The sequence below is a fragment of the Streptomyces sp. NPDC051180 genome, assembly GCF_040689545.1.
Classification (GTDB): domain Bacteria; phylum Actinomycetota; class Actinomycetes; order Streptomycetales; family Streptomycetaceae; genus Streptomyces.
The window spans coordinates 184,113-207,704 of sequence record NZ_JBFBBC010000008.1 but is presented as its reverse complement, the minus strand read 5'-3'; the positions used below and the strand labels follow the sequence as shown (position 1 = coordinate 207,704).

22 protein-coding genes are annotated in these 23,592 nt (G+C 73.2%); 6 read left to right on the top strand and 16 right to left on the bottom strand.

Going from position 1 to position 23,592, the window contains the following annotated elements:
- Positions 1-4 precede the first annotated feature (4 nt).
- From ybeY to AB0424_RS16955, 3 genes are all read right to left on the bottom strand, one after another.
- Positions 5-502, bottom strand: a complete 498-nt coding sequence (gene ybeY / locus AB0424_RS16965; RefSeq protein ID WP_366306073.1) for an rRNA maturation RNase YbeY — start codon at positions 500-502, stop codon at positions 5-7.
- 22 nt (positions 503-524) lie between these two features.
- Positions 525-1,568, bottom strand: a complete 1,044-nt coding sequence (locus AB0424_RS16960) for a PhoH family protein (protein ID WP_366306071.1) — start codon at positions 1,566-1,568, stop codon at positions 525-527.
- 141 nt (positions 1,569-1,709) lie between these two features.
- Positions 1,710-2,828: a PfkB family carbohydrate kinase gene (locus AB0424_RS16955; protein WP_366306070.1), complete on the bottom strand. Its 1,119-nt coding sequence runs from the start codon at positions 2,826-2,828 to the stop codon at positions 1,710-1,712.
- A 254-nt stretch (positions 2,829-3,082) separates the two neighbouring features.
- Between AB0424_RS16955 and AB0424_RS16950 the strand changes: the two genes are divergently transcribed.
- Positions 3,083-4,432, top strand: a complete 1,350-nt coding sequence (locus AB0424_RS16950) for an MFS transporter (RefSeq protein WP_366306068.1) — start codon at positions 3,083-3,085, stop codon at positions 4,430-4,432.
- A gap of 103 nt (positions 4,433-4,535) precedes the next feature.
- Here AB0424_RS16950 and AB0424_RS16945 read toward each other — a convergent pair whose 3' ends face one another.
- The 5 genes from AB0424_RS16945 to AB0424_RS16925 all read right to left on the bottom strand — a co-directional run bounded on the left by AB0424_RS16945 (position 4,536) and on the right by AB0424_RS16925 (position 9,388).
- Complete coding sequence (locus tag AB0424_RS16945; RefSeq protein ID WP_366306066.1) at positions 4,536-5,546, bottom strand: adenosine deaminase; 1,011 nt, start codon at positions 5,544-5,546, stop codon at positions 4,536-4,538.
- A 10-nt stretch (positions 5,547-5,556) separates the two neighbouring features.
- Complete coding sequence (locus AB0424_RS16940; RefSeq protein ID WP_366306064.1) at positions 5,557-6,459, bottom strand: ribonuclease Z; 903 nt, start codon at positions 6,457-6,459, stop codon at positions 5,557-5,559.
- A 3-nt stretch (positions 6,460-6,462) separates the two neighbouring features.
- Entirely contained in the window at positions 6,463-6,822 is a 360-nt protein-coding gene (locus AB0424_RS16935; protein ID WP_366306063.1) for a histidine triad nucleotide-binding protein, read from the bottom strand.
- Positions 6,823-6,899: 77 nt separating this feature from the next.
- A complete protein-coding gene (locus AB0424_RS16930) occupies positions 6,900-7,994 on the bottom strand; it encodes a tetratricopeptide repeat protein (RefSeq protein WP_366306061.1) in 1,095 nt (364 codons plus the stop codon).
- Entirely contained in the window at positions 7,991-9,388 is a 1,398-nt protein-coding gene (locus tag AB0424_RS16925; RefSeq protein ID WP_366306060.1) for an ATP-binding protein, read from the bottom strand. Before AB0424_RS16925 ends, AB0424_RS16930 begins: the two co-directional genes overlap by 4 nt.
- Positions 9,389-9,462: 74 nt before the next feature.
- Here AB0424_RS16925 and AB0424_RS16920 point away from each other — a divergent pair, with 74 nt between their 5' ends.
- Entirely contained in the window at positions 9,463-9,849 is a 387-nt protein-coding gene (locus tag AB0424_RS16920; protein WP_366306058.1) for a hypothetical protein, read from the top strand.
- Between the two features lie 102 nt (positions 9,850-9,951).
- Here the strand turns inward: AB0424_RS16920 and AB0424_RS16915 are convergent, their stop codons facing one another.
- From AB0424_RS16915 to hrcA, 4 genes are all read right to left on the bottom strand, one after another.
- Positions 9,952-10,695 (bottom strand): 16S rRNA (uracil(1498)-N(3))-methyltransferase, encoded by a 744-nt coding sequence (locus AB0424_RS16915; protein WP_366306056.1) that lies wholly within the window; start codon positions 10,693-10,695, stop codon positions 9,952-9,954.
- A complete protein-coding gene (locus AB0424_RS16910) occupies positions 10,692-11,774 on the bottom strand; it encodes a nitronate monooxygenase (RefSeq protein WP_366306053.1) in 1,083 nt (360 codons plus the stop codon). The genes AB0424_RS16915 and AB0424_RS16910 overlap by 4 nt, the downstream gene beginning before the upstream one ends.
- A 143-nt stretch (positions 11,775-11,917) precedes the next feature.
- Positions 11,918-13,057, bottom strand: a complete 1,140-nt coding sequence (dnaJ, locus tag AB0424_RS16905) for a molecular chaperone DnaJ (RefSeq protein WP_366306051.1) — start codon at positions 13,055-13,057, stop codon at positions 11,918-11,920.
- Complete coding sequence (gene hrcA, locus AB0424_RS16900) at positions 13,058-14,077, bottom strand: heat-inducible transcriptional repressor HrcA (RefSeq protein WP_366306049.1); 1,020 nt, start codon at positions 14,075-14,077, stop codon at positions 13,058-13,060.
- Between the two features lie 148 nt (positions 14,078-14,225).
- Here hrcA and AB0424_RS16895 point away from each other — a divergent pair, with 148 nt between their 5' ends.
- Positions 14,226-14,954, top strand: a complete 729-nt coding sequence (locus AB0424_RS16895) for an MBL fold metallo-hydrolase (protein WP_366306047.1) — start codon at positions 14,226-14,228, stop codon at positions 14,952-14,954.
- Between the two features lie 10 nt (positions 14,955-14,964).
- A complete protein-coding gene (locus AB0424_RS16890; RefSeq protein ID WP_366306046.1) occupies positions 14,965-15,771 on the top strand; it encodes a DUF3097 domain-containing protein in 807 nt (268 codons plus the stop codon).
- A 462-nt stretch (positions 15,772-16,233) separates the two neighbouring features.
- Here the strand turns inward: AB0424_RS16890 and hemW are convergent, their stop codons facing one another.
- From hemW to lepA, 3 genes are all read right to left on the bottom strand, one after another.
- On the bottom strand, positions 16,234-17,466 hold the full coding sequence (gene hemW / locus AB0424_RS16885; RefSeq protein WP_366306044.1) for a radical SAM family heme chaperone HemW: 1,233 nt from the start codon (positions 17,464-17,466) through the stop codon (positions 16,234-16,236).
- A gap of 58 nt (positions 17,467-17,524) precedes the next feature.
- Entirely contained in the window at positions 17,525-19,402 is a 1,878-nt protein-coding gene (locus AB0424_RS16880; RefSeq protein ID WP_366306042.1) for a long-chain fatty acid--CoA ligase, read from the bottom strand.
- Positions 19,403-19,631: 229 nt separating this feature from the next.
- Entirely contained in the window at positions 19,632-21,497 is a 1,866-nt protein-coding gene (gene lepA, locus AB0424_RS16875; protein ID WP_366306040.1) for a translation elongation factor 4, read from the bottom strand.
- Positions 21,498-21,682: 185 nt separating this feature from the next.
- On the opposite strand from lepA, the gene rpsT reads away from it, so the two are divergent.
- Positions 21,683-21,949: a 30S ribosomal protein S20 gene (gene rpsT / locus AB0424_RS16870; protein ID WP_366306038.1), complete on the top strand. Its 267-nt coding sequence runs from the start codon at positions 21,683-21,685 to the stop codon at positions 21,947-21,949.
- 349 nt (positions 21,950-22,298) lie between these two features.
- Here the strand turns inward: rpsT and holA are convergent, their stop codons facing one another.
- Positions 22,299-23,288 (bottom strand): DNA polymerase III subunit delta, encoded by a 990-nt coding sequence (gene holA / locus AB0424_RS16865; RefSeq protein WP_366306036.1) that lies wholly within the window; start codon positions 23,286-23,288, stop codon positions 22,299-22,301.
- 51 nt (positions 23,289-23,339) lie between these two features.
- Here holA and AB0424_RS16860 point away from each other — a divergent pair, with 51 nt between their 5' ends.
- Positions 23,340-23,582: a hypothetical protein gene (locus AB0424_RS16860; RefSeq protein ID WP_366306034.1), complete on the top strand. Its 243-nt coding sequence runs from the start codon at positions 23,340-23,342 to the stop codon at positions 23,580-23,582.
- Positions 23,583-23,592 lie beyond the last annotated feature (10 nt).

Genomic DNA, 23,592 nt, shown 5'->3' with positions numbered 1-23,592 from the left:
GGGGTCAGGACACGGTCGGCGCCGGGGACGGGCCGGTGAGGCCCTTCTCCGCGCGCCAGCCGTCGACGATCGCCGCCTGGAGGCCGAACATCTCGGCCTTCTCGTCCGGCTCCTCGTGGTCGTAACCGAGGAGGTGCAGCACCCCGTGGACGGTGAGCAGCTGGAGCTCCTCGTCCATGGAGTGCTCGGTCGGCGCGTCCTTGCCCTGCTGCGTGGCGACCTCGGGGCAGAGCACGATGTCGCCCAGGAGCCCCTGCGGGGGCTCCTGGTCGTCCTTCGCCGGCGGGCGCAGCTCGTCCATCGGGAAGGACATGACGTCCGTCGGTCCCGGCAGGTCCATCCACTGGATGTGGAGCTGCTCCATCGCCTCGGCGTCCACGACGATCACCGAGAGCTCGGAGAGCGGGTGGATGCGCATGCGCGCCAGCGCGTAGCGGGCGATGTCGAGGATCGCCTGCTCGTCGACCTCGGTACCGGACTCGTTGTTGACGTCGATCGACATGGTGCCTGTGTACTTCTCTCGTCTAATGGCGCAGCCCGTTGCGGCTGTCGTACTGCTCGTACGCGTCGACGATACGGCCGACGAGCTTGTGCCGGACGACATCCTGCGACGTGAGCGTCGAGAAGTGGACGTCCTGGACGCCGTCCAGGATGTCGCGGACCTGTCGCAGACCGCTCTTCGTCCCGTTCGGCAGGTCGACCTGGGTGATGTCACCGGTGATGACGATCTTCGAGTCGAAGCCGAGGCGGGTGAGGAACATCTTCATCTGCTCGGGGTTCGTGTTCTGCGCCTCGTCGAGGATGATGAACGCGTCGTTCAGGGTGCGTCCGCGCATGTACGCCAGGGGCGCGACCTCGATCGTTCCCGCGGCCATCAGCTTGGGGATCGAGTCGGGGTCGAGCATGTCGTGCAGGGCGTCGTAGAGCGGGCGCAGGTAGGGGTCGATCTTCTCGTAGAGCGTGCCGGGCAGGAAGCCGAGCCGCTCGCCCGCCTCGACGGCGGGCCGGGTCAGGATGATCCGGTTGACCTGCTTGGACTGCAGGGCCTGGACCGCCTTGGCCATGGCGAGATAGGTCTTGCCGGTACCGGCGGGGCCGATGCCGAAGACGATCGTGTGCTTGTCGATCGCGTCGACGTACCGCTTCTGGTTGAGCGTCTTGGGGCGGATCGTGCGTCCCCGGCTGGAGAGGATGTTCTGGGTGAGCACCTCGGCGGGAGTCTCCTCGCCGCCCTCCGCCGAACCGTTCCCGCTCGCCCTGAGCATGGCGATCGAGCGTTCCACTGCGTCCTCCGTCATCGGCTGACCGGTGCGGAGCACCAGCATCATCTCGTCGAACAGGCGCTGGATCAGAGCGACTTCCGCCGGGTCGCCGACCGCGCTGACCTGATTGCCCCGGACGTGGATGTCCGAGTCCGGGAACGACCGCTCGATGACGCGCAGCAGCGCGTCACCGGACCCGAGCAGACTCACCATCGGGTGCTTGGCGGGGACCGTGAACCGGGCGTGGGCCTGACCGGGGGCGCCGTCCTGCGGCGCGCCGTCGTGGGCTGTGGGTGTCTGAGTCATGGGCCGGCACTGTGGCCTGCGCATACCTCCCGTTGCAGGGTTCTCGCTGCTCGACAACCTCTCGGCCTCCCAGCCTACGACTTGGTGCCGACAAGCCCGTAGCGGTTTACGGCCCGTGCGCGGACGGCGACCCGCCGCGGCTCACGGGGCGGCGGCGCGGAATCCGATCGTGGGCACCGCCCGGCGCAGCGGCCAGGGGCGGGCGGGGGCGGGCAGCAGGCGCTCCAGGAAGGCGTAGCGGTCGCGCAGCGCCTCGGGGTCCTGCCGGGCGTGGCCCTGGACGTGCTGCCACCAGGCGGCGATCTCGCCCCAGGTGGGGGCGGAGAGGGAGCCGCCGAACTCCTGGACGGAGAGGGCGGCGGTGAGGCCGGCGAAGGCGAGTCGGTCGGCGAGCGGCCAGTCGGCGAGGGTGCCGGTGACGAAGCCGGCGACGAAGACGTCCCCGGCGCCGGTGGGGTCGAGGGCGTCGACCTGGATGGCGGGGACCTCGGCGGTCTCGCCGGTGGCGCCGTCGACGGCGTAGGCCCCCTCGGCGCCGAGGGTGACGACGGCGTAGCGGACCTTGTCGGCGAGGGCGCGGGCGGCGGCCCGGGGGCACTCGGTGCGGGTGTAGCGCATCGCCTCGGCGGCGTTGGGCAGGAACGCCTCGCAGTGCTCCAGGTCGGTGAGCCCGGCCAGGTCCCAGCGGCCGGTGTCGTCCCAGCCGACGTCGGCGAAGACCTTGGCGCCGCCGCGGGCGGCCTGCGCGACCCACTCCTCGCTCCGGCCCGGGACGAGGGAGGCGACGGCGGCGCGGGCGTGCGGCGGGTAGGCGGGCAGGGCGCCGTCCAGCGGCGGGGCCTCGTGGCCGTGGGAGACCATCGTGCGTTCGCCCTCGTAGGCCATCGAGACGGTGACCGGGGAGTGCCAGCCGGGGACGGTGCGGGAGAGCGCGAGGTCGATGCCCTCGCCCTGCTCCAGGGCGTCCCAGCAGTACTCGCCGTAGTGGTCGTCACCGAAGGCGGCGGCGAGCGAGGTGCGCAGGCCGAGGCGGGCGAGGGCGGTGGCCATGTTGGCGACGCCGCCGGGGCTGGAGCCCATGCCGCGGGCCCAGGACTCGGTGCCGCGGACGGGGGCGCTGTCGAGGCCGGTGAAGATGATGTCGAGGAAGACCGTGCCCGTCAGGAAGACGTCGCAGGCGGGGTCGGTGGGTTCGCGCAGGCAGACCAACGGGTCGACCCCGGCGTCGTGTTGCGGCTGGTCTCCCCTTGCTGTGGTCACGGCTGGCTCCCTGCGCTGGTGCGGTTCAGGCCAGTGTGCCCGATGGGGTACGCGTGACGGGTGGGACGCAGCGAGAAAGCAGCCCTCTACCCGCAAACCCGCGAGCCAAACAGACTGTGACCCGGATCACATGGCGAATCGGCGGATACCACCTTCTCCCGTCACTCACCTGCTTGATACACATGGTTCCGCGACCCCGTGTTCCCCGCACCACCGGGCGCTCTCCCCGCCCCTTTCCGTACCTGGGAACGCCCATGTCCTCGCGGACCCGCGGCCCGGCGGCGCTCGTCGCCCTCGTCGCCCTCTTCACCGCCGGCTACCTCGCCCCGTACCTGCTGCCGACCGTCGTCGGCCGGCTCTCCGCCGGACTCGGCCTCACCCCCGCGCAAGCCGGTCTGGCCGGCTCCGTGCTGCTCCTCGGCTCCTCCTCGGCCGGCTTCACGCTGGCCGCCCGCGGGGACCGGATCGCCCCGCGCACGGCGGCCCGCGCGGGCCTGCTGGCGATGGCCGTCGGCTACGGCTCCGCCGCCGCGACCGGCATCGTGCCGCTGGTCGTCGCCGGCGCGGTCCTCGGCGGCGTCGGCTCGGGCACGGCGACGGCGGTGGCGGCGGCCGGCATCGCCGGGCAGCGCGACCCGCACCGGGCCTCCACGCTGGGCCTCCTGACGGTCTCGGCCGCGGCGGGCGCCCTCTACCTGACCCTTCCGCACCTGGGCGGCGGCCACGCGGCCCCGCTGCTCGCCATCGCCTGCGCCGCGGCCCTGGTGTGGCCGCTCACCGGCCGGCTCGCGGCCACCGCGTCCGCGCGGGACGGACGGACCGGGCGCACGACCGCGCCGGCCGGCCCGCTGCCCTACCGCTGGGCCGGCGCCGTCCTCGCCGGCGGCATCCTGTGCTGGTCCCTCGCGCAGAACGCCCTGTGGGGCGTCAGCGGCCGCATCGGGCTCACCCAGGCCGGGCTCTCCGAGGTCACGGTCGGCGCTGTCTTCGCGGCGGCGCTCGGCGCCGGGCTCGCCGGGGTCACGGCGGCCGGGGCGCTCGGCTCGCGCCTGGGCCGCGCGGTGCCGATCGGCGTGGGCACCGTCCTCATCGCGGCGTGCGTGCTGCTGAGTTCGGCCGCAGGGAGCCTGGCCTCCTTCGCGACCGGCGAGATCCTCTGGAACGCCGTCTACCCCGTCGTCCTGTCCTACCTCCTGGGCCTGGCCGCCTCCCTGGACCCGCGCGGCCGCTGGGCCGTCCTGGTCGGCTCCGCCTCCTCCCTCGGAGTGGCCTGCGGACCCGTGACCGGCAGCCTGCTCTCCGAGCGCGCCGGCTACCCGGGCATGGGCGCCGTCCTCTGCGCCCTGCTCGTCCTCGTCGCCGTCCCGATGACGGCGGTGGCGCGCCACGCCTCGGGCCGCCCCCTGGTCCCCGGCTCCGTCCGCCGCCGCGGCGGCGCCCCGGCCGCCGTCCTCGCCGGCACGGCCTCCGCTACCCCCGCCCTCGTCCCGCAGATGGGCGCCCCGGAGCAGCCGGTCGCCGCCATCCCCGTCCCCGCCACCGCCGGCCGCCGCCGCCCCGCCAAGTCCGCCTTCCGCCTCGCCCGGCCCTCGGACCGGGGCTAGCCGGACCGGGGCTAGCCGGACCCGGGCCGGTCGGACCGGGGCCGGCCGGACCGGGGCCGGGCCGCCGCCTGTCGGTCGGCCGGGTGGGGGCGGGGACGGCGGATCAGCGCCGCGGGAAGTCGTACGCCTCCACCTCGGCGAGGTAGCGGGCGCGGCGGGGCTCGTCGTCCTCCAGGAAGGAGGCCGTGAAGGAGTTGCGGGCGAGGTCGCGGAGCTGGTCGTCGGAGAGGCCGAGTGCGTCGCGGACCCCGTCGAAGTTGTCGCCGGCGTAGCCGCCGAAGTACGCGGGGTCGTCGGAGTTGACCGTGACGAGGAGGCCCGCGGCCATCATCGTGCGCAGCGGGTGGTCGGCGAGGGTGTCGATGACGCGGAGCCGGACGTTCGACAGCGGGCAGAGGGTGAGCGGGACCCGCTCGCGGGCCAGCCGGTCGACGAGCTCCGGGTCCTCCATGCAGCGCAGCCCGTGGTCGATCCGCTCCACGCCCAGCACGTCCAGGGCCTCGCGGACGTAGGCGGCGGGCCCCTCCTCGCCCGCGTGGGCGACGCGGCGCAGGCCGAGCCGGGCGGCCTCCTCGTACACCTCGCGGAACTTGGCCGGCGGGTGGCCGACCTCGGCCGAGTCCAGGCCGACGCCGGTGATCCGGTCCAGGTACGGCTTCGCGGCCTCCAGGGTCGCGAGGGCCGACGCGGCGGACTCGTCGCGCAGGAAGCACAGGATGAGCCGCGTCGAGATCCCGAACCGCTCCTCGGCGCGGTCCAGGGAGGCGGCGAGGCCCTCGATGACGGTGCCGATCGGGACGCCCCGGGCGGTGTGCGCCTGCGGGTCGAAGAAGATCTCGGCGTGCCGGACGCCCTGGGCCGCGGCCCGCTCCAGATAGGCGTCCGCGAGCTCGGTGAAGTCCTCGGCGGTGCGCAGGACCGCCATCAGGCCGTAGTAGAGGTCCAGGAACGACTGGAGGTCGCTGAAGCGGTACGCCTCGCGCAGGGCGGCGGTGTCCGCGTACGGCAGGGTGACGCCGTTGCGGGCGGCGAGGGCGAAGGCCAGCTCGGGTTCGAGGGTGCCTTCGATGTGGAGGTGCAGTTCGGCCTTGGGGAGAGGCGCGGGGAGGTGCATGGGTGGTGCTCTATCTCTTCGGTACGGGGACCCTCATGAGGTCCTGGGCAATGCTCAGCTCGCCGTCGAACCCGGCCGCCCGCGCCTGCCGTTCGAACGCGGCGGGGTCGGAGTAGCGCTGCGAGAAGTGGGTGAGGACGAGGTGCCGCACCCCCGCGTCCCGGGCGACCGCCGCGGCCTGTCCGGCCGTCAGGTGGCCGTGGTCGGTGGCGAGCCGGACGTCCTCGTCGAGGAAGGTCGACTCGATGACGAGCATGTCGGCGCCCTCGGCGAGGGCGTGCACCCCGTCGCAGAGGCGGGTGTCCATGACGAAGGCGAACCGCTGTCCTCGCCGGACCTCGCTCACCTCGTCGAGCGTGACGCCGCCGAGCACCCCGTCGCGCTGGATCCGGCCCACGTCCGGCCCCTTGATGCCGTGCGCGGCGAGCCGCTCGGGCAGGATCCGGCGCCCGTCGGGTTCGGTGAGGCGGTAGCCGTACGACTCCACCGGGTGCGAGAGCAGGCGCGCGTCGAGGGTGTACGCCTCGGTGACGGCCAGCGGGCCGTCGGCGGAGACGGGCGCCTCGGTCAGCTGCACCGTCTCGCGGTAGGCCGTGGCGTACCGCAGGCGCTCGAAGAAGTGCTGCCCGCTCGCCGGGTAGTGGGCGGTGACCGGGTGCGGGACCTGGTCGAGGTTGATCCGCTGGATCACCCCGGCCAGGCCCAGCGAGTGGTCGCCGTGGAAGTGCGTCACGCAGATCCGGTCGAGGTCGTGCGCGGCGACCCCGGCCCGCAGCATCTGGCGCTGGGTCCCCTCGCCGGGGTCGAACAGGATGCCCTGGCCGTCCCAGCGCAGCAGGTAGCCGTTGTGGTTCCGGTGCCGGGTCGGGACCTGGCTCGCGGTGCCGAGGACGACCAGTTCGCGTACGGACACGGCTTATCCGGGGGGCCAGTTGAGGCCGCGGCCGCCCAGCACGTGCGCGTGGGCGTGGAAGACGGTCTGGCCCGCGCCCGCGCCGGTGTTGAAGACGATGCGGAAGCCGTGGCCGTCGACCTTCTCCTGGGCGGCGACCTCGCCGGCCTCGCGCAGTATGTCGGCGGCCACCGCAGGCGCGGCGGCGGCCAGCGACGCGGCGTCCGGGTAGTGGAGGCGCGGGATCACGAGGACGTGGGTCGGCGCCTGCGGGTTGATGTCGCGGAAGGCGACGGTCGTCTCGGTCTCGCGGACGATCGTCGCCGGCACCTCCCCCGCCACGATCTTGCAGAACAGGCAGTCGCTCTGCGGCTCTCCGGCCATGGCCCGGGCCTCCTCGCCTCTGTCGGTCGGTATACGCGCATGCTATCGGCCGCCCCCGGCTCCGCCGCGCCCCCCGGTCAGTCCTTCGGCGCGCGCCGGTTCAGGGCCGAGCGGCTCACCCAGTAGGTGATGATCACGGCCCAGAACAGGGGTGTTCCCAGTCCGCTCACCACGCCCGAGTCGAAGGACCACAGGGCCAGGGCCGCGAGCGAGTAGAGGCCGAGGAGCCCGACGGCCCCGGCCATGAACAGCACGGGCCGGCAGTTGCGCGCCACGAGGAGCAGGGGCCGCCGCAGCCGGGGCGGGACCCGGCGGGCCATCCACACCGCCCACCCGGTCCACGAGCCGACGACCACCGCCCCGCCGGCCAGGAGCGGGACGGCCGCGTCGGCCCAGCCCGCCCCGTCGGGGACCCAGGCGAGGGCGACGGCCGAGGCGATGAAGCCGAGCAGGGCCACCCAGCGGGAACCGGCGACGGTGTTCCAGGCCATGGCCTCCAGGTTGTAGCGGGCCTTGCGGTCCTGGAGGTCGAGCGCGGCGGAGGCGACGAAGCCCTCGGCTGCCTGGGTCCACGCGCCCCGCCGGAACCAGCGGCGCCGCAGCCGCAGCAGCGACAGGTTGTTGTGGGCCTCGCTGCTCTGCGGGTTGAGCCGCAGCGTCGCCTCGTACGCCCGCTGCGCGGTGACCCGGTCGCCCCGGCGCTGGGCGGTCAGCCCCACCAGGAAGTGGGCCGCGTCCTCCTCGGGGGCGAGGGCGACGGCTGCCCGGGCCGCCTCGTACGCCTCGACGGTCCGGCCGGGCGTGCGGGCGTGCTCGCCGTGCTCGGCGAGGGCGGTGCCGAGCGCGTAGTGGGTTCCCCAGTACTGCGGGGCGAGTTCGACGGCGTGCCGGGCGGACGCCTCCGCCTCCGGGTACCGCTTGGCCGCGAGGAGGATGTGGACCCGCATCAGCCACCCGCCGAGCAGCTCCGGCTGGGCCCGCAGCGCCTGGTCGACGGCGGCCAGCGCGGCGGGGCCCTCGCCGCTGCGGTGGTGGCAGCGGGCCAGCAGCACCAGGGCCTCGGCGTCCTCCGGTTCGGTCGCGAGGTGCTGGGCGACCAGGGCTCCGGCCTGCGCGTACCGCCCGGTGTCGTAGAGCGCCTCGGCGCGCAGCAGCGCGGTCGGGGTGGTCACAGCTTGCGCTTCCGCTTGAGGTGGGCGAGGAGGTCGTCGTACAGGCCGCCCTCGTTGGCGAACATGGCCACGTTCTTGGCGGCGGCGAACCACGGTTCCGTCGACGGCCTGATCTGCTTGGCCGCGCCGAGCAGGTCCTTGGTGGTGATCAGCCGTACGGAGCCGGTGCGGGCCGAGTCGAGGAGCGCGGCCTCGGCGGCCGTCTCGCACAGGTGGGCCAGGTCGGCGCCGGAGAAGTCCTCGGTGGCCTTGACGAGCTTGCCGAGGTCGACGGCCTCGATCGGGCGCTCGCGCAGGTGGTAGCGGAGGATCGCCTCCCGGGCGTGGGCGTCGGGCGGCAGGACGAGCAGGGTGCGGTCGAGGCGGCCGGGGCGGCGCAGCGCGATGTCCACGTCCCAGGGCACGTTGGTGGCGGCGAGGACGAAGACGCCCTCGTTGCCGGCGCCGCTCGCCATGCCGTCGAGCTCGGTGAGGAGCTGGTTGACGACGTTGCGCAGGCCGCCGTGGTGGGTGCGCGAGCGCTTGGCGCCGAGCGCGTCCAGCTCGTCGAGGAAGACGACGCAGGGGGCCTGGCGGCGGGCGGTCTCGAAGATGTCGTGGATGTTCTTCTCGGAGGCCCCGATCCACATGTCGAGGACGTCGGAGAGCGAGACGGTGAGGAAGTTCGCGCCCAGCTCGCCCGCGACGGCCCGCGCGATGAAGGTCTTGCCGCAGCCGGGCGGGCCGTAGAGCAGCAGGCCGCCGCGGAGCGACTTGCCGTACAGCCTGCGGAGTTCGGGGTTGCGCATCGGCGCGAGGAAGGCGGCCTCCAGGCGGTCCTTGACCTCCTCCATGCCGCCGACGTCGGCGAGCCGCACGGCGCCCGGCGCGTCGACGTCCCAGGCGGCGGCGTCCCCCGCCGGCCCGTCGCCGCCGGCGGCCTGAGGCTCCTCCAGGAAGCGGGGCCCGACGAGGTCCTGCACCTGCTGCTCGGCGGCGGCCCAGTCGAAGGCGTCGTGAGCGGCCCCGGACGGCCCGGTCGCGTCCTCCGGGGAGGCGTCCGCCTGCCCGGGGTCGCGCGGGGCGGTCTGCTCGGGGCCGGTCTGCTCCGGGGCGGCGGTCGGGGCGGGCGAAGCGGGGGCCGGGGGCTCCACGACGGGCGCGGGGGTGGGCGCGGTGGCGGGGGCGGGCGCCGGGGGTTGCACGGGCGGCGCCCCCATCGCCCGCATCATCAGCGTCCGCGCGGCCGCGTCCCCCGGCGCGTGCTGGAGCGCGACCGCCGCCTCCGCGACGGCCTCGTCGTTCCGCCCCTCGGCGAGGAGGAGTTCGGCGAAGTGGAGACGCAGGGGCACGTCGCCGGGGGCGGCGGCCACGGCGGCGCGCAGACTGCGGATCAGAGGGGACTCGTCGGCCATGCGGTCAGCCTAAGGAGCCCCCGGGGGCCGCTGTCCACCGGGTGCGGCGGACGGCGGCGCGTAGGGTGCGCGGCATGAGACGGGAAGGCGCACCGCGCAGACTGACCGCGGACGGCACCGTGTGGCTCTGGAACGTCCGGCACCGCCACCCCGACTGCCGGACGGTGCTCTCGCTGCGCCGCGCGGAGCTCCCCCACGCGCAGCTGCGGCTGGTCTTCCGGGAGGGCCCGGGCCGCATCGTGGCCGGATACCCCTTCGGAACGGGCGACGTGGCCTCGGCCGACGGCGCGATCCTCAACCTGAACGAGCCGGGCGTCGTCCGCCGGTTCCTCGACGAGGCCGGCGCCCGCGGCCTCCTCCCCGCCGCCCACGGCGTCCACGGCGTCCACGGCGTCCACGAGGAGGACGCCTGGCCCCTCTACGACACCCTGACGGCTACGGCCGGGAACCGGGACGCCTGAGGGGCCCGCGGGGCTGCGGGGCTGCGGGGCTGCGGGGCTGCGGGGCTGCGGGGCTGCGGGGCTGCGGGGCTGCGGGGCTGCGGGGCTGCGGGGCTGCGGGGCCTAACTCCAGCGGCCGGTGCGGCCGAGGACCAGGGACGTGGCCGCCGTGCCGGCCGTGGAGGTGCGCAGCACGCTGCGGCCGAGCCGGTACGGCTTCGCCCCGGCGGCCTCGAACACGGCGAGCTCGTCCGGGGAGACACCGCCCTCGGGACCGACGACCAGCACGATCGACCCCTTCTCCGGGAGGGCGGCGGTGGCGAGCGCCCCGCTGGGGTGGTCGCGGTCCTCGTGCAGGACGGCCGCGAAGTCGGCGGCCGCGAGGAGCGCGGCGACCTGCTTGGTGCTCATCAGGTCGGCGACCTCGGGGAAGCGGGTGCGGCGCGACTGCTTGCCGGCCTCGCGCGCGGTGGAACGCCACTTGCCGAGGGCCTTGAGGCCGCGGTCGCCCTTCCACTGGGTGATGCAGCGGGAGGCCGCCCACGGCACGATCGCGTCGACGCCGGTCTCGGTCATCGTCTCGACCGCCAGCTCGCCCCGGTCGCCCTTGGGAAGCGCCTGGACGACGGTGATCCGCGGCTCCTCCGGCGCGTCCTCGTGCACGGACGAGGACTCCACCGTCAGCCGGTCCTTGCCCTCCACGGCCGTCACCACGCAGTCGGCCCAGCGGCCCCGGCCGTCGGTGAGGACGACGGCCTCCCCCGGCTCCAGCCGCTTCACGGAGACGGCGTGCCGGCCCTCGGACCCGTCCAGGACGAACTGCCTGGTGTCGGGGAGGGTGTCGACGACGAAGACGGGTGCGGTCATGGGGCGCTCCTGTGGGCCAGCTCGGAGAGGACGGTGTCGAGTTCGGCGGCCAGCACCTCGACCAGCTGCCCGGCGGGGAGTTCGCGGGCGAGCCGGTGACCCTGGCCGGCCCACAGGGCCATGCCCTGGGCGTCGCCCGCGGCGGCGGCGGCCTTGCGGATCGGGGCGGTGAGGTGGTGGATCTCGGGGTAGGCGGCGGGGGCGTACGGCCCGTGCTCGCGCATGAAGCGGTTGACGAGGCCGCGGGCCGGGCGTCCGGAGAAGGCCCGGGTGAGGGCGGTCCGGGTGAACAGCGGGTCGGTCAGGGCCCGCTTGTGGAGCGGGTGGGCGCCGGATTCCGGGCAGCCGAGGAAGGCGGTGCCGAGCTGGGCCGCGTCGGCCCCGGCGGCCAGGACCGCGGCGATCTGCGCGCCGCGCATGATCCCGCCGGCGGCGACGACCGGCAGTCCGACGCGCTCGCGGACCTGGGTGACGAGGGTGAGCAGGCCGGTCCCCGGGGAGCCCTCGTCGGCGGGGTCGTCGCGGTAGGTGCCCTGGTGTCCGCCGGCCTCGACGCCCTGGACGCAGACGGCGTCGGCGCCGGCCTCCTCGGCGGCGGCCGCCTCCTCGGCGGAGGTGACGGTGACGATCGTGTACGTCCCGACCCGGGCGAAGGAGGCGAGCGCCTCGGGCTCCGGGCAGCCGAACGTGAAGGAGACGACGCGGACCGGGTCCTCCCGGAGGATCGCCAGCTTGGCCTCGTAGGCGTCGTCGCGGCTGTCGTCCGCCTCGCCGAGCGGGGTCTCGTACCAGGTGGCCTCGCCGGCGAGCTGGTGGCGGTAGACCTCGACGGCGGCGGGGTCGGCGGGCCGCCCGCTGTGCGGCATGAAGAGGTTGACGCCGAAGGGGCGTGCGGTGAGCCCGCGCACCTGCTTGATCTCCTGGTACAGCCCACCGGCCGTCTTGTACCCGCCGGCCAGGAAGCCGAGCGCGCCGGCCTCGCAGACGGCTCCGACGAGCTCGGGACAGGAGGCGCCACCCGCCATGGGGGCCTGCACGATCGGGAACCGAGAGAGATCGTTCAGCGCGGTGGTGGACATATGGGCATCGTGTCATGCCCCTGCTTCCGGGCCGAATCGGTACGTCAGGTCCCGGAGCCGTTCATTCCGGCGCCCCTGGGAAGGCCGGAGGGGGCGGGGCGGCTCACCGCCGCCCCGCCCCCTCCGTCCGTCGCCGGCCGCGGTCAGGTCCGCCCGTTGAAGGCGTCCTTCAGCCGCGAGAACAGCCCCTGCTGGCCCGGCTGGAACTGGCCGGTCGGCCGCTCCTCGCCGCGCAGCTTCGCCAGTTCGCGCAGCAGCCGCTCCTGCTCCGCGTCGAGCTTGCCCGGGGTCTGCACCTCGACGTGCACGATCAGGTCGCCCCGGCCGTTGCCCCGCAGGTGCGTGACGCCCCGCCCGTGCAGCGGGATCGACTGGCCGGACTGCGTGCCCGGCCGGATGTCGATCTCCTCCAGGCCGTCCAGCGTCTGCAGCTGCACCTTGGTGCCGAGCGCGGCCGCCGTCATCGGGATCGTGACCGTGCAGTGCAGGTCGTCGCCGCGCCGCTGGAACGTGTCGTGCGGGGTCTCGTGGATCTCGACGTACAGGTCGCCGGCGGGGCCGCCGCCGGGGCCGACCTCGCCCTCGCCCGCGAGCTGGATGCGGGTGCCGTTGTCGACACCGGCCGGGATCTTGACCGTGAGGGTGCGGCGGGACCGGACACGGCCGTCGCCCGCGCACTCGGGGCACGGCGTCGGGACGACCGTGCCGAAGCCCTGGCACTGCGGGCAGGGGCGCGAGGTCATGACCTGGCCCAGGAAGGACCGGGTGACCTGCGAGACCTCGCCGCGGCCGCGGCACATGTCACAGGTCTGCGCGGAGGTGCCGGGAGCGGCGCCCTCGCCCGAGCAGGTCGTGCAGACGACCGCCGTGTCGACCTGGATGTCCTTGGTGGTGCCGAAGGCCGCCTCGTTGAGGTCGATCTCCAGACGGATCATGGCGTCCTGGCCCCGGCGGGTCCGCGAGCGCGGTCCGCGCTGCGAGGCCGTGCCGAAGAAGGCGTCCATGATGTCGGAGAAGTTGCCGAAGCCACCGGCGCCGAAGCCGCCCGCCCCGCCCCCGCCGGAGGCCGAGAGGGGGTCGCCGCCCAGGTCGTAGACCTGCTTCTTCTGCGGGTCCGACAGGACCTCGTAGGCGGCGTTGATCTCCTTGAAGCGTTCCTGCGTCTTCGGATCGGGATTCACATCCGGGTGCAGCTCGCGCGCGAGCCTCCGGAATGCCTTCTTGATCTCGTCCTGGGACGCGTCGCGGCGCACGCCGAGTACGGCGTAGTAGTCCGTGGCCACTTACGACTCCGCCAGGATCTGTCCGACGTAACGTGCCACTGCGCGTACCGCTCCCATCGTTCCGGGGTAGTCCATGCGGGTCGGTCCGACCACGCCGAGTTTGGCGACTGCCTCGCCGCCCGAACCGTAGCCGACCGAGACGACGGACGTGGAGCTCAGCCCCTCGTGGGCGTTCTCGTGCCCGATGCGTACGGTCATGCCCGATTCCTTGGCCTCGCCGAGCAGCTTGAGGAGCACGACCTGCTCCTCCAGGGCTTCCAGGACGGGCCTGATCATCAGGGGAAAGTCGGGTCCGAAGCGGGTGAGATTGGCGGTGCCGCCGATCATCAGCCGCTCCTCGTGCTCCTCGACGAGGGTCTCCAGGAGGGTCGCGAGAACGGTGGACACCGTGGCGCGGTCCTCGATCTCCTCGAAGGACTCGGGAAGGTCCTGCACCAGCTGCGGCACGTCCGCGAACCGGCGCCCGACGACCCGGCTGTTCAGCCGGGCCCGCAGGTCGGCCAGCGAGGTCTCGCCGAACGGCGCCGGGCAGTCCACGACGCGCTGCTCCACCCGGCCGGTGTCCGTGATGAGGACGAGCATCAGGCGGGCGGGGGCCAGCGAGAGCAGCTCCACGTGCCGGACGGTCGAACGCGTCAGCGAGGGGTACTGGACGACCGCGACCTGACGCGTCAACTGGGCGAGCAGCCGGACCGTACGCCCGACGACGTCGTCGAGGTCGACCGCGCCGTCGAGGAAGTTGTGGATGGCGCGCCGCTCCGGCGTCGACAGCGGCTTGACGCCGGCCAGCCGGTCGACGAAGAGCCGGTAGCCCTTGTCGGTCGGGATGCGGCCCGCGCTGGTGTGAGGCTGGGCGATGTAGCCCTCCTCCTCCAGGACCGCCATGTCGTTGCGCACGGTGGCGGGCGAGACGCCGAGCTTGTGCCGCTCGGTGAGCGCCTTGGAGCCGACGGGCTCCTCCGTCCCGACGTAGTCCTGGACGATGGCGCGCAGCACCTCGAGTCTGCGTTCGCTGAGCATCGTGCGCACCTCCAGCTGTCGTCGTCGTTCCGGTTTGCTCCGCTTTTGGCACTCACCCGGTCCGAGTGCCAGCGATCCCCGGTCAGTGTACGGCGGCGCACATCGCTCCTGGCAAGGAGGCGGCGCCCCCACCGGTTAGCGTCGCCGCATGGACGTGGATTGGGAAGCGCACGGATGGCAGCGGCTCGCGGACGGGGTGGGCCGACGCCGGCTGCCCGGCTGGGACGCCACGGTCGGACTGGTACTGGGAGAACCGGGGGTCCTGCTGTACGACACCGGCTCCTCGCTCGCCGAGGGCGCGGAGCTGCGAGGTCAGATCGCGGACCTGACCGGCGGCCGCAGAGTGACACACATCGCACTGAGCCATCCGCACTTCGACCACGTGCTCGGCACGGCGGCCTTCGCCGGCGCGGAGGTCTTCGGCGCGGTCGGCTCGGACGACCTCCTCGCCCAGGACCGCGAGCGGGAGGCGCTGCGGCGGGACGCGGTGCAGCAGGGACTCGACGCGGCGGCGGCCGCGGAGGCGGTGGACGTCCTGGTGGCCCCCCGGCACGTCGTCTCCGGCGAGTGGACGCTCGACCTGGGCGGACGCCAGGTCCTCCTCGCGAACGTCGGGCCCGGCCACAGCGGCCACGACCTGGCCCTGTGCGTCCCCGGCGACCGCGAGGTCGTCTTCTGCGGGGACCTGGTCGAGGAGTCGGGCGAACCCCAGGCCGGCCCGGACGCGATCACGGCCCGCTGGCCGGACGCCCTCGACCGGCTGCTCCGCCTCGGCGGCCCCGACGCGCTGTACGTCCCCGGGCACGGAGCGGTCGTCGACGCCGCGTTCGTACGACGCCAGCGGGAGGAACTGGCACAGCGCTTCGAGGTGTCATAACGTCGCCCGAATGCGGAGCTACGACCCGGACCTGACGCCTTCCTGGAAGAAGCCGAAGGCCGTCCCCGAGATCCCGGCCGACCCCGACCTCGTCGTCGAGGAGGTCACCACCGGCTTCTGCGGGGCGGTCATCCGCTGCGAGGCCGGCACGGTCACCCTGGAGGACCGCTTCGGCAAGCACCGGGTCTTCCCCCTGGAACCGCGCGGCTTCCTCCTGGAGGGCCGCGTCGTCACCCTCGTCCGCCCCTCCGCCGCCGCCCCGGCCCGCCCCACCCGTACGGCCTCCGGCTCCGTCGCCGTGCCCGGCGCCCGCGCCCGCGTCGCCCGGGCCGGCCGGATCTACGTCGAGGGCCGCCACGACGCCGAGCTCGTCGAACGCGTCTGGGGCGACGACCTGCGCATCGAGGGCGTCGTCGTCGAGTACCTGGAGGGCGTCGACCACCTCCCCGCCATCGTCGCCGAGTTCGGCCCCGGCCCCGACGCCCGCCTCGGCGTCCTCGTCGACCACCTGGTCCCCGGCTCCAAGGAGTCCCGCATCGCCGCCCAGGTGGCCTCCCCCGACGTCCTCGTCGTCGGCCACCCCTACATCGACATCTGGGAGGCCGTGAAACCCTCCTCCCTCTCCATCCCCGCCTGGCCCTCCGTCCCCCGCGGCCAGGACTGGAAGACCGGCGTCTGCCGCGCCCTCGGCTGGCCCTCCGACAACACCGGCGCCGTCTGGCAGGCCATCCTCCGCCGCGTCCACTCCTACAAGGACCTCGAACCCACCCTCCTCGGCCGCGTAGAAGAACTCATCGACTTCGTCACCGCCCCCTAACCACCCTCCCCGCAAGCCCGCGCGACGGCGGCAACACGTGGAACGGGCCGCGTCGCCCACCCCGCCGTGCGGGACAGGGCCTGGGTGGCCCACCCCGCGTGCGTGAGCAACGCGACGGCGGTGTCGCGCGGCTCTGCCGGGTCCGGGCCGAGGCCCACCCCCGTGTGGGCAGTCGTCCCGCTGGGGCGGGACGGGTGGGCACACGGGACGGCGCGCCTGGCCGCGCCTCCGCCCCGTTGCGCCTGGACCCGCACCGTCAAAGCAACGCGCACGGGGTGCGGGCCCCGGGGCACGGAAGCCTAGGCCCGGCAAGGGGCGCTGTTCCGTTGTGCCCACCCTCCCCCAAGCTCTCGGCTTCGCTCGAGCAGGGGGGACCCCCATCGCCCCGCGGAACAGTTGCCCACAACAGGGCCTGCAGGGGGCACAGGCCCGAACGCGCGGAGACCGGGCACGCGCGGGTTGTCAGTCCACCAGGTCTCGGACGACCGCGTCGGCGAGGAGACGACCCCGAAGCGTCAGAACCGCCCGCCCCTCCCCGAAGGCCCCCTCCGCGAGAAGCCCGTCCGCAAGCGCCCGCTCGGCCGCGGCCAGCCCGGCAGGCCGCAGGAGCGCGAGGGGGCACCCCTCGCGGAGCCGCAGTTCGAGGAGGATCCGCTCGACGCGCCGGTCCTCGTCGGAGAGCAGCTCGCGCCCGGCCCCCGGCGACCGGCCCGAGGCGAGCGCGGCGGCGTAGGAGCCGGGGTGCTTGACGTTCCACCACCGCACGCCCCCGACGTGCGAGTGCGCTCCGGGCCCGGCGCCCCACCAGTCGGCGCCGCGCCAGTACAGCTCGTTGTGGAGGCAGCGCCCGGCCTCGGAGGTGGCCCAGTTGGAGACCTCGTACCAGGTGAATCCGGCCTTCTCGAAGGCGTCGTCGGCGATGAGGTACCGGTCGGCGTGCACGTCGTCGTCGGTCATGGGCACCTCGCCGCGGCGGATGCGCCGGGCGAGCTGCGTCCCCTCCTCGACGATGAGGGCGTAGGCACTCACATGGTCGGGGCCGGCCCCGATCGCCGCGTCCAGCGAGGCCCGCCAGTCGTCGTCGGACTCGCCGGGCGTGCCGTAGATGAGGTCGAGGTTGACGTGGTCGAACCCGGCGGCCCGCGCTTCGGCGACGCACGCCTCGGGGCGGCCGGGGGTGTGGGTCCGGTCGAGGATCTTCAGGACGTGCTGCCGGGCGCTCTGCATGCCGAAGGAGATCCGGTTGAAGCCGCCTTCGCGGAGCTCGGCCAGGTAGGCCGGGTTCACGGACTCGGGGTTGGCCTCCGTGGTGATCTCGGCGTCGTCCGCGAGACCGAACTCGTCACGGATCGCCGCGAGCATCCGTACGAGGTCGCCGGCGGCGAGCAGCGTGGGCGTGCCGCCGCCGACGAACACGGTCCGGACGGGCCGCGGGTCGTCGCCGAGGACCTTGCGGGCGAGCCGGATCTCGTCGACGACCTGCTCGGCGTAGTTGTCCCGGGAGGCGAGTACGCCGCCGGTGCCGCGGAGCTCGCTCGCCGTGTACGTGTTGAAGTCGCAGTAGCCGCACCGCGTGGCGCAGTACGGCACGTGCAGGTAGAACCCGAGCGGCCGCTCCCCCGCCCCTTCCAGGGCGTGCGGGGGCAGCGCCCCGTCGTCGGGCACGGGCTCACCATCGGGCAGTACGGAAGGCATGGGTCCATTGTCCCGTACTGCCCGTGGTGCCCGGCCGGGGTGCGGCCGGGCGGGCGGGTCAGGACTCGCGCGAGCCGGCGTACATCTCCTCGATGAGGTCCTTGTACTCGCGCTCGACGACCGGGCGCTTCAGCTTCAGCGACGGGGTGAGCTCGCCGTGCTCGATGTCGAGGTCGCGGGGCAGCAGACGGAACTTCTTGATCGTCTGCCAGCGCTGGAGGCCCTCGTTGAGCCGGTCCACGTAGCCCTGGATCAGCTTCTGGGTCCGCTGGTCGGCGACGACCTCGGCGTACGTCCTGCCGGCGAGGTCGTGCTCGGCGGCCCAGCCGAGGAGGGCGGGCTCGTCGAGGGCGATCAGGGCGGTGCAGAAGTTCCGGTCGGCGCCGTGGACGAGGATGTTCGAGACGAACGGGCAGACGGCCTTGAACTGGCCCTCGACCTCGGCGGGCGCGATGTACTTGCCGCCGGACGTCTTGATCAGGTCCTTCTTGCGGTCGGTGATCCGGAGGTAGCCGTCGGCGGACAGTTCGCCGATGTCACCGGTGTGGAACCAGCCGTCGGACTCCAGGACCTCGGCGGTCTTCTCCGGCAGGCCGTGGTAGCCCTCCATGATGCCGGGGCCGCGCAGCAGGATCTCGCCGTCGTCGGCGATGCGGACCTCGGTGCCGGGGAGCGGCTTGCCGACCGTGCCGGTGCGGTACGCCTCGCCGGGGTTGACGAAGGAGGCGGCGGAGGACTCGGTGAGGCCGTACCCCTCCAGGATGTGGATGCCGGCGCCGGCGAAGAAGTAGCCGATGTCGGGGGCGAGCGCGGCGGAGCCGGAGATGCAGGCGCGGAGGTTGCCGCCGAACGCCTCGCGGATCTTGCCGTAGACGAGCGCGTCGGCGACCTTATGCTTGGCCGTGAGGCCGAAGGGCGCGGAGGCGGTGCCGGTGCGGCGGAAGTTGTCCTGGGTGGTCTTGGCGTACGTGCGGGCGACCTCGGCGGCCCACTGGAAGATCTTGTACTTGGCTCCGCCGCCGGCCCGGGCCTTGGCGGCGACCCCGTTGTAGACCTTCTCGAAGATGCGCGGGACGGCGGCCATGTAGGTCGGCTGGACCACTGGCAGGTTCTCGATGATCTTGTCGACGCGGCCGTCGACGGCGGTGACGTGCCCGACCTCGATCTGGCCCGAGGTGAGGACCTTGCCGAAGACGTGGGCGAGGGGCAGCCAGAGGTACTGGACGTCGTCCTGGGTGACGAGCCCGGTCGAGGCGATGGCCTTGGCCATGTACGACCAGTTGTCGTGCGGGAGGCGGACGCCCTTGGGACGGCCGGTGGTGCCCGAGGTGTAGATGACGGTGGCGAGCTGGGTGGCGGTGATCGCCCCGACCCGCTCCTTGACCGCCTCGGGGTGGCCCTCCAGGTAGGCGCGGCCGCGGGCCTCCAGTTCGGCGAGGGTCAGGACCCAGTCGCCGTCGCTCTCCACGCCGGTGGCGTCGACGACGACCACGTGGTGCAGGTTCGGGAGCTCCGCGCGGCGCTCGACCGCCTTGGCGAGCTGCGCGGCGTCCTCGGCGATGAGGACCCGGGACTCGGAGTCCGCGAGGATGAACGCCGACTCCTCGGCGTTGGTCTGCGGGTAGACCGTGGTGGTCGCGGCGCCCGCGCACATCACGCCGAGGTCGGCGAGGATCCACTCGACGCGGGTGGAGGAGGCGAGGGCGACCCGCTCCTCGGGCTGGACGCCGAGGTCGACGAGGCCGGCGGCGATCGCGAAGACGCGCTCGGCGGCCTGGCCCCAGCTGAGCGACTTCCACTCGTCGGGACCGGTGCCGGAGGCGGCGGCCACGGGATAGCGGTACGCCTCCGCGTCCGGAGTCCGCCCGACGCGCTCAAGGAAGAGCGCCGCCACGGAGGGCGGCCGGTTCTCGATCAGGGTCTGTGTGTCGCTCACGACGTCCTCCGGGCGGCGGCGGTGCCTTCTGGCGGTGCGTACTACGAAACCAAAACTGTGGGTGACTGCGTAACTAACTGGTGAGTAACCTTCGAGTCGGGTTCAGAGTAAAGGGCCGGGGACCGGTGCGTAAGGGCTAGCAGGGCGTCGCTTCATAACGAACGGGTCCACGCGCCGCCTGCGCGTGGACCCGTTCGATGCACGGGGCAGCTATCCGCCGCCCGCCCCGCTACTTCTTCTTGCCGGAGGACTCGTCGCTCGACAGGACGGCGATGAACGCCTCCTGCGGCACCTCCACCGAGCCGACCATCTTCATGCGCTTCTTGCCTTCCTTCTGCTTCTCCAGCAGCTTCCGCTTACGGGAGATGTCACCGCCGTAGCACTTGGCGAGGACGTCCTTGCGGATGGCGCGGATGGTCTCGCGGGCGATCACCCGGGAGCCGATCGCGGCCTGGATCGGCACCTCGAACGCCTGCCGCGGGATGAGCTCGCGCAGCTTGGCGACGAGCCGCACACCGTAGGCGTACGCGGCGTCCTTGTGGGTGACGGCGGAGAACGCGTCCACCTTGTCGCCGTGCAGCAGGATGTCGACCTTGACCAGGCTGGACGCCTGCTCGCCGGTGGGCTCGTAGTCGAGGGACGCGTAACCGCGCGTCTTGGACTTCAGCTGGTCGAAGAAGTCGAAGACGATCTCGGCGAGCGGCAGGGTGTAGCGGATCTCCACCCGGTCCTCGGAGAGGTAGTCCATGCCGATCAGCGTGCCGCGACGGGTCTGGCACAGCTCCATGATCGCGCCGATGAACTCGCTGGGGGCGAGGATCGTCGCGCGCACGACGGGCTCGAACACGTCGTCGATCTTGCCCTCGGGGAACTCGCTCGGGTTCGTGACCGTGTGCTCGCTGCCGTCCTCCATGACCACGCGGTAGACCACGTTGGGGGCGGTGGCGATCAGGTCGAGGCCGAACTCGCGCTCCAGCCGCTCGCGGATCACGTCGAGGTGGAGCAGGCCGAGGAAGCCGACGCGGAAGCCGAAGCCGAGCGCGGCGGAGGTCTCCGGCTCGTAGACCAGCGCGGCGTCGTTCAGCTGGAGCTTGTCGAGCGCCTCACGGAGGTCCGGGTACTCCGAGCCGTCCAGCGGGTACAGACCCGAGAACACCATCGGCTTGGGGTCCTTGTATCCGCCCAGTGCCTCGGTGGCGCCCTTGTTCAGGGAGGTGATCGTGTCACCGACCTTGGACTGGCGGACGTCCTTCACACCGGTGATCAGGTAGCCGACCTCGCCGACGCCGAGACCGTCGGACGCCGTCATCTCCGGCGACGAGACGCCGATCTCCAGCAGCTCGTGGGTGGCGCCGGTCGACATCATCTTGATGCGCTCGCGCTTGTTGAGCTGGCCGTCGACGACACGGACGTACGTCACGACGCCCCGGTACGAGTCGTACACGGAGTCGAAGATCATCGCGCGGGCGGGGGCGTCGGCGACACCGACCGGGGCCGGAACGTCCCTGACCACCCGGTCGAGCAGCGCCTCGACGCCCATGCCGGTCTTCGCGGAGACCTTCAGGACGTCCTCCGGCTGGCAGCCGATGAGGTTCGCCAGCTCCTCGGAGAACTTCTCCGGCTGGGCCGCCGGCAGGTCGATCTTGTTCAGCACCGGGACGATGGTGAGGTCGTTCTCCATCGCCAGGTACAGGTTGGCGAGGGTCTGCGCCTCGATGCCCTGCGCCGCGTCGACCAGCAGGATCGTGCCCTCACAGGCCGCCAGCGACCGGGAGACCTCGTAGGTGAAGTCGACGTGCCCGGGCGTGTCGATCATGTTCAGGATGTGCGTCCTGCCCTCACCCTGCCCGTCGGTCGGCGCCCAGGGCAGCCGGACCGCCTGGGACTTGATCGTGATGCCCCGCTCCCGCTCGATGTCCATCCGGTCGAGGTACTGGGCACGCATCTGCCGCTGGTCGACCACGCCGGTCAGCTGGAGCATCCGGTCGGCGAGCGTGGACTTGCCGTGGTCGATGTGCGCGATGATGCAGAAATTGCGGATCAGAGCCGGGTCGGTACGGCTCGGCTCGGGCACGTGGGTAGGAGTCGCGGGCACGCAGGGTCTCGTCTCGGGGCGATGTCGGATCGATACGTAGGCTCCATGGTCCCATGCCCGTCGCCCGGCGCCCGGTTTGGGCGGCCCCGAGGGTGACTGGTAACGTGGACGGCTGTGTCTCGTGTGCCCTCTCAGCCTGCGAGATCACATCCAGAAGGAACATCGAACCTGTAAAGGCTCTTTCAGTGGCGAACATCAAGTCCCAGATCAAGCGGAACAAGACCAACGAGAAGGCGCGCCTGCGCAACAAGGCCGTCAAGTCGTCGCTCAAGACCGCGATCCGCAAGGCCCGTGAGGCTGTCGCCGCCGGCGACCTCGAGAAGGCCACCGTCGCCTCTCGCGCCGCCTCGCGTCAGCTCGACAAGGCTGTCTCGAAGGGTGTCATCCACAAGAACGCCGCCGCCAACAAGAAGTCGGCGCTGGCGATCAAGGTTGCCTCCCTCCAGGGCTGAGCTCTGATCTCACGGTCGCACGGGACCCAGCGGGCCCTCTCTCCCGCTCCCGCCCGACCACCCGGACTCGCACGCGGACGCGTTCGCCACGCGGGTGCGAGCCCACCATCTTCACGTCGAAGGCCCCGGCACCTCCTCCCCAGGAGGCGCCGGGGCCTTCGCCGCACCCGCCCTCTGCACGCGCCCCCTTCCCGCACCTCACGAGCGGGCACGAGCGGCCACGAGCGGCCCGACGACATGCCCCGGGCAGGGCTTCGGGAAGGGGCGAGGCAGGGGCCTGCCGACCTGACGACCGGGACGACCCGGCCCGGGTCCTACCCGGCCCGGGTCCTGCTAGGCCCGGGTCCTGCTAGGACCGCCGCAGCCGGGCCGCTCGCGCGACGGCCACGACCGCCTTCTCGAGGGCGTACTCGGGATCGTCGCCGCCGCCCTTGACCCCGGCGTCCGCCTCGGCGATCGCGCGCAGGGCGAGGGAGACGCCGTCGGGGGTCCAGCCGCGCATCTGCTGGCGGACGCGGTCGATCTTCCAGGGCGGCATGCCGAGCTCGCGCGCGAGGTCGGCGGGGCGGCCGCCGCGGGCGGAGGAGAGCTTGCCGATGGCGCGTACGCCCTGGGCCAGCGCGCTGGTGATGAGCACGGGCGCGACCCCGGTGGAGAGGGACCAGCGCAGGGCCTCCAGGGCCTCGGCGGCACGGCCCTCGACGGCGCGGTCGGCGACGTTGAAGGAGGAGGCTTCGGCGCGGCCCGTGTAGTACCGCCCGACGACCGCCTCGTCGATGGTGCCGTCGACGTCGGACGTCAGCTGGGCGACGGCGGAGGCGAGCTCCCGCAGGTCGCTGCCGATGGAGTCGACGAGGGCCTGGCACGCCTCGGGCGTGGCGGAGCGCCCGAGCGTCCGGAACTCCTGGCGGACGAACGTGAGCCGTTCCGCGGGCTTCGTCGTCTTGGGGCAGGCGACCTCCCGCGCGCCGGCCTTGCGCGCGGCGTCGAGCAGGCCCTTGCCCTTGGCGCCGCCCGCGTGGAGGAGGACGAGGGAGATGTCCTCGACGGGGTCGCCGAGGTATGCCTTGACGTCCTTGACGGAGTCGGCGGAGAGGTCCTGCGCGTTCCGGACGATCAGCACCTTGCGCTCGGCGAAGAGCGAGGGGCTGGTGAGCTCGATCAGCGTCCCGGGCTGGAGCTGGTCGGAGGTGAGGTCGCGCACGTCCGTGTCGGCGTCGGCGGCCCGGGCGGCGGCGACCACCTCCTGGACGACACGGTCGAGGAGCAGGTCCTCCTGCCCCACCGCGAGCGTCACGGGGCCGAGGAGGTCGTCGGGGGAAGTCTTTCTGGTGGCCATCGCGCTCCAGCATCCCACGGGGCACTGACAGCCATGCCCGAGAATGGCGGGGTGACCGAACGACACGTACTGGTGCTCCCCGACCGCGACACCGCCGAGGAGGTCGCGGGCGAGCTCCCCGACCGGTTCGGCGTACCCGAGGAGCCGCAGCTCATCCGGGACGCCCTGGCCGGGGAGGACGACGCCGAGGACGCCCAGTGGCTGGTGGTCGTCGAGGACCCGGAGGGCCGGCTCGACCCGGCGGCGCTGGACGCGCTGGCCGCCGAGTACGAGGGGTGGCTGGAGGCCCCGTAGCGGGACCGGC